Raw genomic sequence first — 14725 nt, forward strand, 5'->3', positions numbered from 1 at the left:
GGGGGTGACCGCCCTGCGGTACTTCAGGCGACTCGCTTACTGGTTGTACGGACCGTAGTCGTAGTCCTCCAGCGGAACGGCCTGGCCGGAGCCCGTGCCGAACGGCGAGTAGTCGATGTCGTCGTAGCCGACGGCCGAGTACATCGCGGCCTTGGCCTCCTCGGTCGGCTCGACCCGGATGTTGCGGTAGCGGGACAGACCCGTACCGGCCGGGATGAGCTTACCGATGATGACGTTCTCCTTGAGGCCGATGAGGCTGTCGGACTTGGCGTTGATCGCCGCATCCGTCAGGACTCGGGTCGTCTCCTGGAAGGAGGCGGCCGACAGCCAGGACTCCGTCGCCAGCGAGGCCTTGGTGATACCCATCAGCTGCGGACGGCCGGAGGCGGGGTGACCGCCCTCGGTGACCACACGACGGTTCTCGGTCTCGAACTTCGAGCGCTCGACGAGCTCGCCCGGCAGCAGCTCCGCGTCGCCGGACTCGATGATCGTCACGCGGCGCAGCATCTGCCGGATGATGATCTCGATGTGCTTGTCGTGGATCGACACACCCTGCGAGTTGTAGACCTTCTGGACTTCGCCGACCAGGTGGACCTGGACCGCGCGCTGACCGAGGATCCGCAGCACGTCGTGCGGGTTGGTGGCACCCACGGTGAGCTTCTGGCCCACCTCGACGTGGTCGCCCTCGCCCACCAGCAGACGAGCACGCTTCGAGATCGGGAACGCCGTCTCGTCGCTGCCGTCGTCCGGGGTGACGACGATCTTCTTGGTCTTCTCGGTCTCCTCGATACGGACGCGGCCGGCCGCCTCCGAGATCGGGGCGACACCCTTGGGCTGACGAGCCTCGAAGAGCTCGACGACACGGGGCAGACCCTGGGTGATGTCGTCACCGGCCACACCACCGGTGTGGAAGGTACGCATCGTCAGCTGGGTACCGGGCTCACCGATGGACTGGGCCGCGATGATGCCGACGGCCTCACCGATGTCGACCAGCTTGCCGGTGGCCAGCGAACGGCCGTAGCAGAAGGCACAGGTACCGACGGCGGACTCACAGGTCAGGACCGAGCGGGTCTTGACCTCCTCCACGCCGGCGCCCACGAGGGCGTCGATGAGCACGTCACCCAGGTCGACGTTGGCCGGCGCGATGACCTTGCCGTCCACGACGACGTCCTCGGCGAGCATCCGCGCGTACACGGAGGTCTCGACGTCGTCCGTCTTCCGCAGGATGCCGTCGGCACCCTTCTCGGCGATCTTCAGCTTCAGACCGCGCTCGGTGCCACAGTCCTCCTCGCGGATGATCACGTCCTGCGAGACGTCCACCAGACGACGGGTCAGGTAACCCGAGTCGGCGGTACGCAGGGCGGTGTCGGCGAGACCCTTACGGGCACCGTGCGTCGAGATGAAGTACTCGAGGACGGTGAGGCCCTCACGGAAGGACGCCTTGATGGGACGCGGGATCGTCTCGTTCTTGGCGTTCGACACCAGACCACGCATACCGGCGATCTGACGCATCTGCATCATGTTTCCTCGGGCACCCGAGTCAACCATCATGAAGATGGGGTTCGTCTTGGGGAAGTTCTCGTTCATGGCCTCGGCAACCTCGTTGGTCGCCTTGGTCCAGATCGCGATGAGCTCCTGAGTGCGCTCTTCCTTGGTGATGAGACCGCGCTCGTACTGCTTCTGGACCTTCTCGTCCTGCTCCTCGTAGCCCTTGACGATGGCCTTCTTGGCCTCGGGCACGACGACGTCGGAGATGGCCACGGTGACGCCGGAACGGGTCGCCCAGTAGAAGCCCGCCGCCTTCAGGTTGTCGAGCGTCGCCGCCACGATGACCTTGGGGTAGCGCTCGGCGAGGTCGTTGACGATCTCGGAGAGCTGCTTCTTGCCGACCGAGTAGTCGACGAAGGGGTAGTCCTCGGGCAGCAGCTCGTTGAAGAGCGCGCGGCCCAGCGACGTACGCAGGCGGAACGAGTCACCCTGCTGCCACTCCGGCTCGCCCTCCTCGGCGACCGGGGGAACCCAGCCGCGCGGCGGAACGGTGCCGATCGGGAAGCGGATGTCGACCGAGGACTGCAGCGCGAGCTCGCCGGCGTCGAAGGCCATGGTGGCCTCCGCGGTGGAGCCGAACGCGCGGCCCTCGCCCTTGGTGTCACGCAGCTCACCGTCGGTGGTCAGGAAGAACAGACCGAGGACCATGTCCTGGGTCGGCATCGTGACCGGACGGCCGTCGGCCGGCTTGAGGATGTTGTTCGAGGACAGCATCAGGATGCGGGCCTCGGCCTGCGCCTCCGCGGAGAGCGGCAGGTGGACGGCCATCTGGTCACCGTCGAAGTCCGCGTTGAACGCGGTGCAGACGAGCGGGTGGATCTGGATGGCCTTGCCCTCGACCAGCTGCGGCTCGAAGGCCTGGATGCCGAGGCGGTGCAGCGTGGGCGCACGGTTCAGCAGAACCGGGTGCTCGGCGATGACCTCTTCGAGGACGTCGTACACGACCGTGCGGCCGCGCTCGACCATCCGCTTGGCGCTCTTGATGTTCTGCGCGTGGTTCAGGTCGACCAGGCGCTTCATCACGAACGGCTTGAAGAGCTCCAGCGCCATGGCCTTCGGCAGACCACACTGGTGCAGCTTCAGCTGCGGACCGACGACGATGACGGAACGCGCGGAGTAGTCCACACGCTTACCGAGCAGGTTCTGACGGAATCGACCCTGCTTGCCCTTCAGCATGTCGCTGAGGGACTTCAGCGGACGGTTGCCGGGGCCCGTGACCGGGCGACCACGACGGCCGTTGTCGAAGAGGGCGTCGACCGCCTCCTGGAGCATCCGCTTCTCGTTGTTCACGATGATCTCGGGGGCACCGAGGTCGAGCAGACGCTTCAGACGGTTGTTGCGGTTGATCACACGGCGGTACAGGTCGTTCAGGTCGGAGGTCGCGAAGCGGCCACCGTCCAGCTGCACCATCGGACGCAGGTCCGGCGGGATCACCGGCACGCAGTCGAGAACCATGCCCTTGGGGCTGTTCGCGGTCTGCAGGAACGCGGAGACGACCTTGAGGCGCTTGAGCGCACGGGTCTTCTTCTGGCCCTTGCCGGTACGGATGATCTCGCGGAGGCGCTCGGCCTCCTCCTCGAGGTCGAAGGACTCCAGGCGCTTCTGCAGCGCCGCGGCACCCATCGAACCGTCGAAGTACGTGCCGAAGCGGTCACGCAGCTCGCGGTAGAGGAGCTCGTCGCCCTCCAGGTCCTGGACCTTGAGGTTCTTGAAGCGGGACCAGACCTCGTCGAGACGGTCGATCTCGCGCTGCGCACGGTCGCGCAGCTGCTTCATCTCACGCTCGGCGCCCTCGCGCACCTTGCGGCGCACGTCGGCCTTGGCACCCTCGGCCTCGAGCTCGGCCAGGTCGGTCTCGAGCTTCTTGGCGCGGGCCTCCAGGTCGGAGTCGCGACGGTTCTCGATCTGCTGACGCTCGACGGAGACGTGCGCCTCCAGCGAGGGCAGGTCACGCGTACGACGCTCGTCGTCCACGAACGTGATCATGTACGCGGCGAAGTAGATGACCTTCTCGAGGTCCTTCGGCGCGAGGTCCAGCAGGTATCCGAGGCGCGACGGGACGCCCTTGAAGTACCAGATGTGGGTGACGGGGGCGGCGAGCTCGATGTGGCCCATCCGCTCACGACGCACCTTGGCGCGGGTGACCTCGACGCCACACCGCTCACAGATGATGCCCTTGAAGCGGACACGCTTGTACTTGCCGCAGTAGCACTCCCAGTCCCGGGTCGGACCGAAGATCTTCTCGCAGAAGAGTCCGTCCTTCTCGGGCTTGAGCGTGCGGTAGTTGATGGTCTCGGGCTTCTTGACCTCGCCGTGGCTCCACTGACGGATGTCGTCAGCGGTGGCCAGACCGATCCGGAGCTCATCGAAGAAGTTGACGTCGAGCACTATGCGTCAATCCCTCTCAGGGTTGTAAGTCTTGGGGTCTGAAACGGGGGTCCTGGGGCCGGCCGGGGACTCAGCGGAATTCACCGAGTCCCCGTACCGGACTCCCGTCAGACCTCTTCGACGCTGCTCGGCTCGCGCCGGGACAGGTCGATACCGAGCTCCTCCGCTGCGCGGAAGACGTCCTCGTCGGTGTCGCGCATCTCGATGGACATGCCGTCCGAGGACAGCACCTCCACGTTGAGGCACAGGGACTGCATCTCCTTGATGAGCACCTTGAAGGACTCGGGGATGCCGGGCTCAGGGATGTTCTCGCCCTTGACGATGGCCTCGTAGACCTTCACGCGGCCGGTCACGTCGTCGGACTTGATCGTCAGCAGCTCCTGGAGGGCGTAAGCGGCGCCGTACGCCTCCAGCGCCCACACCTCCATCTCACCGAAGCGCTGGCCACCGAACTGGGCCTTACCACCCAGCGGCTGCTGGGTGATCATCGAGTACGGACCGGTCGACCGGGCGTGCAGCTTGTCGTCGACCAGGTGGTGGAGCTTGAGGATGTACATGTACCCGACCGAGATCGGGTCCGGGAACGGCTCGCCGGAGCGGCCGTCGAACAGACGCGCCTTGCCGGAGGGGAGCACCATGCGCTCGCCGTCGCGGTTCGGGATCGTGTGCTGGAGCAGACCCGCGAGCTCGTCCTCACGCGCACCGTCGAAGACGGGGGTGGCGACGTTGGTGCCCGGGGCGACCTGGTCGGCACCGATGGCCTGCAGGCGCTTCGCCCAGTCGTCCGCGAGGCCGGAGACGTCCCAGCCGCGGCTGGCGAGCCAGCCGAGGTGGATCTCCAGGACCTGTCCCGGGTTCATTCGGGACGGGACACCCAGCGGGTTGAGGATGATGTCGACCGGGGTGCCGTCCTCGAGGAAGGGCATGTCCTCGATCGGAAGGATCTTGGAGATGACACCCTTGTTGCCGTGACGGCCGGCGAGCTTGTCACCATCGGTGATCTTGCGCTTCTGGGCGACGTAGACGCGGACCAGCTGGTTCACGCCCGGGGGAAGCTCGTCGCCCTCCTCGCGGTCGAAGACGCGGACGCCGATGACCTTGCCGGTCTCGCCGTGCGGCACCTTCAGCGAGGTGTCACGGACCTCACGCGCCTTCTCGCCGAAGATCGCGCGGAGCAGACGCTCCTCCGGGGTCAGCTCGGTCTCACCCTTGGGCGTGACCTTGCCGACGAGGATGTCGCCGGCGACGACCTCGGCACCGATACGGATGATGCCGCGCTCGTCGAGGTCGGCGAGGACCTCCTCGGAGACGTTCGGGATGTCCCGGGTGATCTCCTCCGGGCCGAGCTTGGTGTCACGGGCGTCGACCTCGTGCTCCTCGATGTGGATCGAGGAGAGGACGTCGTCCTGCACGAGGCGCTGCGACAGGATGATCGCGTCCTCGTAGTTGTGACCCTCCCACGGCATGAACGCCACGAGCAGGTTCTTGCCGAGCGCCATCTCACCGTTCTCGGTGGCCGGACCGTCGGCGAGGACCTGGCCCTCGATGACCCGGTCGCCCTCGGAGACGACGACCTTCTGGTTGACCGAGGTGCCCTGGTTCGAGCGGGAGAACTTGGCCATCCGGTACGTGGTGTACGTGCCGTCGTCGTTGGCGACGGTGATGTAGTCGGCCGAGACCTCCTGGACGACACCGTCCTTGTCGGCCTTCGGCACGTCACCGGCGTCGGTGGCACAGCGGTACTCCATGCCGGTACCGACGAGCGGGGCCTCGGACTTAATCAGCGGCACCGCCTGACGCATCATGTTCGCGCCCATGAGGGCACGGTTGGCGTCGTCGTGCTCGAGGAAGGGGATCATGGCCGTCGCGACCGACACCATCTGGCGCGGCGAGACGTCCATGTAGTCGACCTCGGTCGGCGGGACGTAGTCGACCTCGCCACCACGGCGGCGGACCAGAACGCGCGGCTCGGTGAAGCGGAGCTCGTCGTTCAGGGTCGCGTTCGCCTGGGCGATGACGAAGCGGTCCTCCTCGTCGGCGGTGATGTAGTCGACCTCGTCGGTGACCTGACCGTCGACGACCTTGCGGTACGGCGTCTCGATGAAGCCGAACGCGTTGACGCGGCCGTACGAGGCGAGCGAACCGATCAGACCGATGTTCGGGCCTTCGGGGGTCTCGATCGGGCACATACGTCCGTAGTGGGACGGGTGCACGTCTCGGACCTCGAAGCCGGCCCGCTCACGGGACAGACCACCAGGGCCCAGCGCCGAGAGACGACGCTTGTGCGTCAGACCCGACAGCGGGTTGTTCTGGTCCATGAACTGCGACAGCTGGCTGGTGCCGAAGAACTCCTTGATGGAGGCGACGACCGGCCGGATGTTGATCAGGGTCTGCGGCGTGATCGCCTCGACGTCCTGCGTGGTCATGCGCTCACGCACGACGCGCTCCATACGAGCCAGACCCGTACGGACCTGGTTCTGGATGAGCTCGCCGACGTTACGCAGACGACGGTTGCCGAAGTGGTCGATGTCGTCGGTCTCGACGACGATGTCCCGGCCCGACTCGCCGATCGTCTCGGTCTCGCCCGCGTGGAGCTTCACGAGGTACTTGATCGTGGCGATGATGTCGTCGGTGGTCAGGACACCGGCGTCCAGCGGCTCGTCCGCGCCGAGCTTCTTGTTCACCTTGTAGCGGCCGACCTTCGCGAGGTCGTAGCGCTTCGGGTTGAAGTAGAGGTTCTCGAGCAGCGTCTGAGCGGCCTCACGGGTCGGCGGCTCGCCCGGACGGAGCTTGCGGTAGATGTCGAGCAGCGCGTCGTCCTGGCCCTGGGTGTGGTCCTTCTCCAGGGTGGCGCGCATGGACTCGTACTCGCCGAACTCCTGCAGGATCTGCTCGGTGGTCCAGCCGAGCGCCTTCAGGAGGACGGTCACGGACTGCTTGCGCTTGCGGTCGATGCGGACACCGACCATGTCGCGCTTGTCGATCTCCATCTCCAGCCAGGCACCCCGGGACGGGATGATCTTGGCCGAGAAGATGTCCTTGTCGGACGTCTTGTCGATCGAGGAGTCGAAGTAGACGCCCGGCGAACGCACAAGCTGCGAAACCACGACACGCTCGGTGCCGTTGATGACGAAGGTGCCCTTGTTCGTCATGAGCGGGAAGTCGCCCATGAAGACCGTCTGGGACTTGATCTCGCCGGTCTCGTTGTTGGTGAACTCGGCCGTGACGAAGAGCGGGGCGCCGTACGTGAAGTCACGGTCCTTGCACTCGTCGATCGAGTTCTTCGGGGGCTCGAAGCGGTGGTCGCGGAAGGTCAGCGACATCGACCCGGAGAAGTCCTCGATCGGAGAGATCTCCTCGAAGATCTCTTCCAGACCCGACTTCCTGGGGACGTCCTGTCCCGACTCGAGAGCTGCCTCGACGCGAGCCTTCCAGGCGGCGTTGCCGAGCAGCCAGTCAAAACTCTCGGTCTGCAGCGCGAGGAGGTTCGGAACCTCGAGGGGCTCCTTGATCTTTGCAAAGGAGATGCGCAGCGGGGCGGTGCTGGCGCCGTTGTTCGTATTGGTCGAGGCGTTGCGCGAGGCGGCCAAGAGGGGGTCCTTCCGAGGGCTCGGACTCACTACGCGCGTACCGGTCCCCAGCGATGCAGAGGGACAGACGATTCCCGATATGGCCAAAAGTCCAGGTCAGGTCAGGTCTGCCGACAATGCTCTCGCGAGGGTATGCCCCAGGTGACGGGCAGGGGGCAGCTAACAGGCAGCGCAAAGGGTCAGTGTAGCCACTTGGCCCACTGATGTCCAGGGCGAGTAATTCGCAACCCTCGTTGTTCTCAACTCCGCGGTACCTCGCGCCGTGCGGCGCACCTCGATACTGCCCGTTCCGCCGTCGATCCATGCCTCGGATACGGATCGTTGTGACGACGCGTCCTGAGAATTGCGCGCTGCGTGCGGTTCGTCAAGGCCCCCGGTCAGCGGGGGCGCACGGCGAAGATCACCATACTCCGCCAGGGGCGGCTCTCACACCCGGCGCCACGCCCGTCCCGGGGTACGCCGAAGGGCGACCACCCGGATGGGTGATCGCCCTTCGAAGGCGCCTGAGAGGCGCCTGAGCGAGTCAGGAGACTCGCAGGGTCTTACTTGACCGTGACGGAGGCGCCGGCGGCCTTGAGGGACTCGGCAGCCTTCTCCGCGGCCTCCTTGGCGACCTTCTCGAGGACCGGCTTCGGGGTGCCGTCGACGAGGTCCTTGGCCTCCTTCAGGCCCAGGGAGGTGAGCTCACGCACGACCTTGATGACCTGGATCTTCTTGTCGCCCGCACCCTCGAGGATGACGTCGAACTCGTCCTGCTCGGCCTCGGCCTCGGCCGGGGCGGCAACGCCCGCGGGGGCGGCGGCGACGGCCGCGGCGGCGGTGACGTCGAACTTCTCCTCGAAGGCCTTCACGAACTCGGAGAGCTCGATGAGGGTCATCTCTTCGAACTGCGCGAGCAGGTCGTCCTGGGACAGCTTCGCCATGATGGCGTCCTTCCACTAATTCGGCAGGTGCCGGATGTACATGTAGGCGGGCGTACGTTCGGCCCGCTGCGACCGTCGCCCTAGCGGGCGGCGATCATTGCGCGAGCCGAGTTACTCGGCACCGCCCTGCTCGGCGAGCTTGACGCGAAGCGCCTCCGCGGTGCGGACGAACTTCGACGGCAGCGCCTGCAGGAGCGAGGCAGTCTGGGACTGCTTGCCCTTGAACGCGCCGGCCAGCTTGCTGAGCAGAACCTCGCGGGACTCGAGGTCCGCAAGCTTCTTGAACTCGTCGGCGGACAGCGCCTTGCCATCAAGGACACCGCCCTTGATGACGAGGTTCGGGTTGTCCTTGGCGAAGTCACGCAGAGCCTTCGCCGACTCCACCGGGTCACCGGTGACGAAGGCGGCCGCGGTCGAACCAGCGAGCTGGTCGTCGAGCGACGCGATCCCGGCCTGGTTGGCCGCAATCTTGGTCAGCGTGTTCTTCACCACGGCGTACTGGGCGTTCTCACCGAGCGAACGACGCAGCGTCTTGAGCTGCGCCACGGTGAGCCCCGTGTACGAGGTCAGCACGACGGCGTTCGAGCTGCGGAACTTGTCCTCCAGCTCGGCTACCGCGGCAGCCTTGTCGGGCCTTGCCATAGAGCGTCGGCCTCCTTCCGGGTGATGAGGACCGCTCAGAAGGGGCTGAACAAAGAGAAACGCCCCGGCGCAGGCGCACGGGGCTCAGCTCGACCGGATCGGAACGAACCGGGAACTCTTCCACGAACACCTGCGCGGGCCGTTCGCATCTCAGCGAACCTTCGGCCACCGGACCCTCTTGCGAGAGCACGGCAACGACCAGCGGTCTTTGGCTTCTGTGGAAGAGTACGCGACGTTCGCGGCGGGGAGCAAATCCGCCCGTACGGCTCAGCTCCCGCCGAGCCCGGCGAGCGCCTCCGCCAGGTCGTAGGTGTCCTTGGCCGGCGGGGCCTCGACGGCGGCCTTCGGGCCGTAGTCGGTGTAGTCGGCCTTCATGTGCATCGTGCCCACCCCCGTCTCCATGCCGATGACCATGCGGACCGGGTAGCCGGCCGCGTCGACCCAGACCTCGGTGTCGTAGCCCTTCAGACCGACCTTCTCGACATTGGCGACGAGCTTCTCGCGCTCCTCCTTCGAGAGCAGCGCGGACTTCTCCTTGTTGGAGTCCAGCATCTGCTCGAAGCTGAGCGTGCCCTTGTAGTGCTGGGCCTGGACACCGTTGACCTTCTCGGCGCCGAGGTGCTTGAGGTTCGGGGACTCCAGGAGCAGGGCGAGCTGCTGGGCCGGGTCCTGGTTCAGGCTGTTCTCCAGGCCGCCGGTCAGCTCCTTCTGGGCCTGCCCGCCCTTGAGGTCCAGCTTCATCCAGCGCTTGCCGTCCAGCTCGACGGACTTCTCGGCGCCCATGTCCACGTACATGACGTCGTCGACCATGATCATGCGCATCCGCTCGGGGGCGTCCGGGTCGCCCGCCGTCATCATGGAGCCCTTCATGGTGATGTCCATGGCCCCGGGGTTCCACCCCTGGACGCCGGTCAGCTCCATGGTGCCGCCGCCGTCCACGGCCTCCGGCATCGTCATGGTCATCCGGACCTTCGCGGACTTGGCGGCCGACGTCTTCTCGTACGCGGCCCGGATCACCTTCGTGACGGCCGCGTGCGTCTGGATCTGCGGCTCGGCCGTCGCCCTCGCCGGGGCGTCAGCGGCCTTCCCGGCCCCTTCGCCGTCCTGACAGCCCGCGACACCGGCGATGACGGCCACGGCCGTCAGCGCGACGCCCGCGCGCTTCCATGCGGTGATGCCCACGAGTCCCCACCCCTTGTGTTCCGTCCGTCGTCCGACTGAACGGTAACCCAGGGCTCCGCAGGCCTCGTACGAAGAAAGCCGGCCCCCGGCCCCTCCGAAGAGGGGCCGGGGGCCGGCTGACCACTCAGTGAGCCGTGTGGGCTCAGACCGCGGCCGGGTCCTCCTCGACGAGGAGGTTGCGGGTGCGGTTGGAGTCCAGCGGGATGCCGGGGCCCATCGTCGTCGTCAGGGTCGCCTTCTTGATGTAGCGGCCCTTGGCGGCGGACGGCTTCAGACGGAGGATCTCCTCCAGAGCCGCGGCGTAGTTCTCGACCAGCTTCGTCTCGTCGAAGGAGACCTTGCCGATGATGAAGTGCAGGTTCGAGTGCTTGTCGACGCGGAACTCGATCTTGCCGCCCTTGATGTCGTTGACAGCCTTCGCGACATCGGGGGTGACGGTGCCGGTCTTCGGGTTCGGCATCAGACCACGCGGGCCGAGGACGCGGCCGAGGCGGCCGACCTTGCCCATGAGGTCCGGGGTGGCCACAACGGCGTCGAACTCGTTCAGGCGCTGGCCCTTGGAGATCTCGTCGATGAGCTCGTCGGAGCCGACGATGTCGGCGCCAGCGGCGATCGCGGCCTCGGCACGGTCACCGGTCGCGAAGACCAGGACCCGGGCGGTCTTACCGGTGCCGTGCGGGAGGTTCACGGTGCCACGGACCATCTGGTCGGCCTTGCGCGGGTCGACGCCCAGGCGGAAGGCGACCTCGACGGTGCCGTCGAACTTGGTGGCGGCGGTGTCCTTGGCCAGACGGACGGCCTCGAGGGGGGCGTAGTTACGCTCCCGGTCGATCTTGGCGTCCGCGGCGCGGAGTGCCTTGCTGCGCTTCACTGCTTCTCCTGTTGGTTCAGGTGTGTGGAGTCGTGGTGCGGGCCGGCGCTGGCCCTACCACTGAGGTCACAAGGGGGCTGATCAGCCCTCGACCGTGATGCCCATGGAACGGGCGGTGCCGGCGATGATCTTCGACGCGGCGTCCAGGTCGTTGGCGTTCAGGTCGGGGAGCTTGACCGTGGCGATCTCGCGGACCTGGGCGGCCGTGAGCTTCGCGACCTTGGTCTTGTGCGGCTCGCCGGAGCCCTTGTCCACACCCGCGGCCTTGAGGATCAGCTTGGCGGCCGGCGGAGTCTTGGTGATGAAGGTGAAGGAACGGTCCTCGTAGACCGTGATCTCCACCGGCACGACCATGCCACGCTGCGACTCGGTCGCGGCGTTGTAGGCCTTGCAGAACTCCATGATGTTGACGCCGTGCTGGCCCAGCGCGGGACCGACCGGCGGGGCCGGGTTGGCCGCGCCGGCGTTGATCTGGAGCTTGATAAGCCCCGTGACCTTCTTCTTCTTGGGAGGCATTGCTCTCTCCGGGTCCTAGTGAGAGTGTTCAGCCGCCATCCGGTCATCCGGATGGAGGCATACCGCACAACGATAACGGGTATAGACGTGCGGCTAAAAACCGAGCAGGTCAGAGCGGCTGTGAGAGCCACTCTGACCTGGGTCGGAAACCGGTGAACCCTGCGACCTGTGAGGGTCCGGGAGGGTCAGTTCTTCTGGATCTGGTCGAAGCTGAGCTCGACCGGAGTCTCGCGGCCGAAGATCTCGACGAGGCCCTTGACCTTCTTCGAGTCGGCGTTGATCTCGTTGATCGTGGCCTGGAGGGTGGCGAAGGGGCCGTCGGTGACGGTGACCGAGTCGCCGACCTCGAAGTCCAGGACCTGGACCTCGACCTTGCGGGCCGGAGCCGGCTTGCCCTCGGCCTCGGCGGCCTCGCGGGCGGCCTTCTCCTCGGCCTCGGGGGCGAGCATCTTGACGATCTCGTCCAGGGTCAGCGGGTACGGGTCGTAGGCGTTGCCCACGAAGCCGGTGACGCCGGGGGTGTTGCGGACGACGCCCCAGGACTCGTTCGTCAGATCCATGCGGACGAGCACGTAGCCGGGCAGCTTGTTCTGCCGGACGTTCTTGCGCTCGCCGTTCTTGATCTGGACGATCTCTTCCTCGGGCACCTCGGCCTGGTAGATGAACTCCTCGACGTTCAGCGAGACGGCACGCTGCTCGAGGTTGGCCTTCACGCGCTTCTCGTAGCCCGCGTAGGTGTGGATCACGTACCACTCGCCGGGCAGACCGCGGAGCTCGTCACGGAGGGCCTGGACCGGGTCGACGGGAGCGGCGGGCTCCTCCTCGGCCTCCTCGGCCTCTTCCAGCTCGGCCTCGACGTCGGTGTCCTCGTCGGACTCGTCCTCGCCGGCCTCGTCGTCGCCGGACTCGACGTCGGTGTCGTCCTCGACGTCCTCGTCCGACTCCTCGGAGTCGTCCTCGACGGTGAGGGCGGCCTCTTCGGCAGCCTCGCCCGCAGCGGCGTCAGCAGCCTCAGCCTGGTCCTCGTCGGCCGCCTCGAGGATGTCGAGCTCGTCCTCGGAAACAGACTCGTTCAGGTTCGGGTCAGACACGGTGGCTGCTTCTTCCTGGATACAGATGGGGTGGAACAAGAAGTCAGCCGAAGACGTACTTGACTGCTTCCTGGAAGCCATAGTCAATCACGGTCACAAGGCCGATCATGATGACAACGAAGACAATCACTACCGTGGTGTACGTCGTCAGCTGGCTGCGAGTGGGCCAGACGACCTTGCGAAGCTCCGCGACGATCTGGCGGTAGAAGAGCGCGAGGCGGCCCAGGGGGCCCTTCTTGCCGCGCTTGCCGCCCTTGCGGGCCTTCTTCTTCGAGTCCGGAGCCTCGTCCTCGGCATCAGGCATGTCGATGGAGCCCACGGCGTCCGTCACGCTTCTCACCTGATCCCGGGTCATGGCAGTGCCGTGCCGGGTGGATCCGCACGGCGGTGCATCGAAGTACGTACATGCGCACACATCCTGGCGGTGTGTGTAGCAGGGCCGGAGGGACTTGAACCCCCAACCGCCGGTTTTGGAGACCGGTGCTCTACCAATTGAGCTACGACCCTTTGTGGCTCCCCCAACCTACCGCATCGTGAGATGTGGTCGGTGAGGGCCAACGAGCAGTGAGTGTACGTGTTCATGAGCGTCGCGTCGAACAGAAAGCACGTCGGAGCCCCCGCGGACCCTCGTACGACCGAGAATGACCGGTCCTGTCCGCACCCTGAAACCTGTGTGCCGGACGGAAAGGCGGTCTGGGAGCATGGCCGTATGAGCGCTGCTACCCCTCCGACCGAGCGCCGGGTCTCCGCCCGCGTCGGTGCGATCTCCGAGTCCGCGACCCTCGCCGTCGACGCCAAGGCCAAGGCCCTCAAGGCCGCCGGGCGCCCGGTGATCGGGTTCGGCGCGGGTGAGCCCGACTTCCCGACGCCGGACTACATCGTCGAAGCCGCCGTCGAGGCGTGCAAGAACCCGAAGTACCACCGCTACACGCCGGCCGGCGGTCTGCCGGAGCTGAAGGCCGCGATCGCCGCCAAGACCCTGCGGGACTCCGGCTACGAGGTCGACGCCTCCCAGGTCCTGGTGACCAACGGCGGCAAGCAGGCCATCTACGAGGCGTTCGCCGCGATCCTCGACCCGGGCGACGAGGTCATCGTCCCGGCCCCGTACTGGACGACGTACCCGGAGTCGATCCGGCTCGCGGGCGGTGTCCCGGTCGACGTCGTCGCCGACGAGACCACCGGCTACCGCGTCTCGGTGGAGCAGCTGGAGGCGGCGCGCACGGAGAAGACCAAGGTCGTCCTCTTCGTCTCCCCCTCCAACCCGACCGGCGCCGTCTACAGCGAGGCCGAGACCGAGGCGATCGGCCGCTGGGCCGTCGAGCACGGTCTGTGGGTGCTGACGGACGAGATCTACGAGCACCTCGTGTACGGCGACGCGTCCGCCGTCTCCCTGCCGTCGGTCATGCCCGAGCTGCGCGACAAGTGCATCGTCGTCAACGGTGTCGCCAAGACGTACGCGATGACCGGCTGGCGCGTGGGGTGGATCATCGGCCCGAAGGACGTCGTGAAGGCCGCGACGAACCTGCAGTCGCACGCCACGTCCAACGTGAGCAACGTGGCGCAGGCCGCCGCGCTCGCCGCCGTCTCGGGCAACCTGGACGCGGTCGAGGAGATGGGGCGCGCCTTCGACCGGCGCCGCCAGACCATCGTGCGGATGCTCAACGAGATCGAGGGCGTGCTCTGCCCGACCCCGGAGGGCGCGTTCTACGTGTACCCGTCGGTGAAGGCGCTGCTCGGCAAGGAGATCCGCGGCAAGCGCCCGCAGAACTCGGTGGAGCTGGCGGCCCTGATCCTGGACGAGGCCGAGGTCGCGGTCGTCCCGGGCGAGGCCTTCGGCACGCCGGGCTACCTGCGGCTCTCGTACGCGCTGGGCGACGAGGACCTGGTGGAGGGCGTGTCCCGGATCCAGAAGCTGCTGGCGGAGGCGCGCGACTAGTCCCGCGTTCCCGCTCGGGCCCCTGGTTCTCCGGAACC

At 66.7% G+C, this 14725-nt stretch carries 10 protein-coding genes and 1 tRNA gene; 1 reads left to right on the forward strand and 10 read right to left on the reverse strand.

The window, feature by feature from the left end; genetic code table 11:
• Positions 1 to 36: 36 nt before the first annotated feature.
• The 10 genes from ACZ3OF_RS12840 to ACZ3OF_RS12885 all read right to left on the reverse strand — a co-directional run bounded on the left by ACZ3OF_RS12840 (position 37) and on the right by ACZ3OF_RS12885 (position 13258).
• A complete protein-coding gene (locus ACZ3OF_RS12840) occupies positions 37 to 3936 on the reverse strand; it encodes a DNA-directed RNA polymerase subunit beta' (RefSeq protein WP_361667504.1) in 3900 nt (1299 codons plus the stop codon).
• 107 nt (positions 3937 to 4043) lie between these two features.
• Complete coding sequence (gene rpoB / locus ACZ3OF_RS12845) at positions 4044 to 7526, reverse strand: DNA-directed RNA polymerase subunit beta (RefSeq protein WP_361445298.1); 3483 nt, start codon at positions 7524 to 7526, stop codon at positions 4044 to 4046.
• Positions 7527 to 8068: 542 nt separating this feature from the next.
• Entirely contained in the window at positions 8069 to 8449 is a 381-nt protein-coding gene (rplL, locus tag ACZ3OF_RS12850) for a 50S ribosomal protein L7/L12 (protein WP_361667501.1), read from the reverse strand.
• A gap of 111 nt (positions 8450 to 8560) precedes the next feature.
• Entirely contained in the window at positions 8561 to 9091 is a 531-nt protein-coding gene (gene rplJ / locus ACZ3OF_RS12855; RefSeq protein WP_361667498.1) for a 50S ribosomal protein L10, read from the reverse strand.
• Positions 9092 to 9358: 267 nt separating this feature from the next.
• Positions 9359 to 10273, reverse strand: coding sequence for an SCO4651 family lipoprotein (locus ACZ3OF_RS12860; RefSeq protein ID WP_467304402.1), 915 nt, complete (start codon positions 10271 to 10273; stop codon positions 9359 to 9361).
• 142 nt (positions 10274 to 10415) lie between these two features.
• Complete coding sequence (gene rplA, locus ACZ3OF_RS12865) at positions 10416 to 11144, reverse strand: 50S ribosomal protein L1 (protein ID WP_361445285.1); 729 nt, start codon at positions 11142 to 11144, stop codon at positions 10416 to 10418.
• Positions 11145 to 11225: 81 nt separating this feature from the next.
• Positions 11226 to 11660, reverse strand: coding sequence for a 50S ribosomal protein L11 (gene rplK, locus ACZ3OF_RS12870; protein ID WP_030318720.1), 435 nt, complete (start codon positions 11658 to 11660; stop codon positions 11226 to 11228).
• Positions 11661 to 11845: 185 nt separating this feature from the next.
• Positions 11846 to 12751, reverse strand: coding sequence for a transcription termination/antitermination protein NusG (nusG, locus tag ACZ3OF_RS12875; RefSeq protein WP_361667492.1), 906 nt, complete (start codon positions 12749 to 12751; stop codon positions 11846 to 11848).
• A gap of 43 nt (positions 12752 to 12794) precedes the next feature.
• Positions 12795 to 13082: a preprotein translocase subunit SecE gene (gene secE, locus ACZ3OF_RS12880; protein WP_137993978.1), complete on the reverse strand. Its 288-nt coding sequence runs from the start codon at positions 13080 to 13082 to the stop codon at positions 12795 to 12797.
• A gap of 103 nt (positions 13083 to 13185) precedes the next feature.
• Positions 13186 to 13258, reverse strand: a tRNA-Trp gene (locus ACZ3OF_RS12885).
• Between the two features lie 202 nt (positions 13259 to 13460).
• Between ACZ3OF_RS12885 and ACZ3OF_RS12890 the strand changes: the two genes are divergently transcribed.
• The gene (locus ACZ3OF_RS12890) at positions 13461 to 14687 is read left to right on the forward strand and encodes a pyridoxal phosphate-dependent aminotransferase (protein ID WP_361606923.1); all 1227 of its coding nucleotides are present in this window, start codon (positions 13461 to 13463) and stop codon (positions 14685 to 14687) included.
• Positions 14688 to 14725 lie beyond the last annotated feature (38 nt).

The organism is Streptomyces sp. NPDC022552 (genome assembly GCF_055561875.1).

Bases quoted from the DNA above. Each gene is read 5' to 3' on its own strand.
- rplK (WP_030318720.1), bottom strand. From the start codon at position 11,660: ATGCCTCCCAAGAAGAAGAAGGTCACGGGGCTTATCAAGCTCCAGATC.
- rplL (WP_361667501.1), bottom strand. From the start codon at position 8,449: ATGGCGAAGCTGTCCCAGGACGACCTGCTCGCGCAGTTCGAAGAGATG.
- rplJ (WP_361667498.1), bottom strand. From the start codon at position 9,091: ATGGCAAGGCCCGACAAGGCTGCCGCGGTAGCCGAGCTGGAGGACAAG.
- ACZ3OF_RS12890 (WP_361606923.1), top strand. From the start codon at position 13,461: ATGAGCGCTGCTACCCCTCCGACCGAGCGCCGGGTCTCCGCCCGCGTC.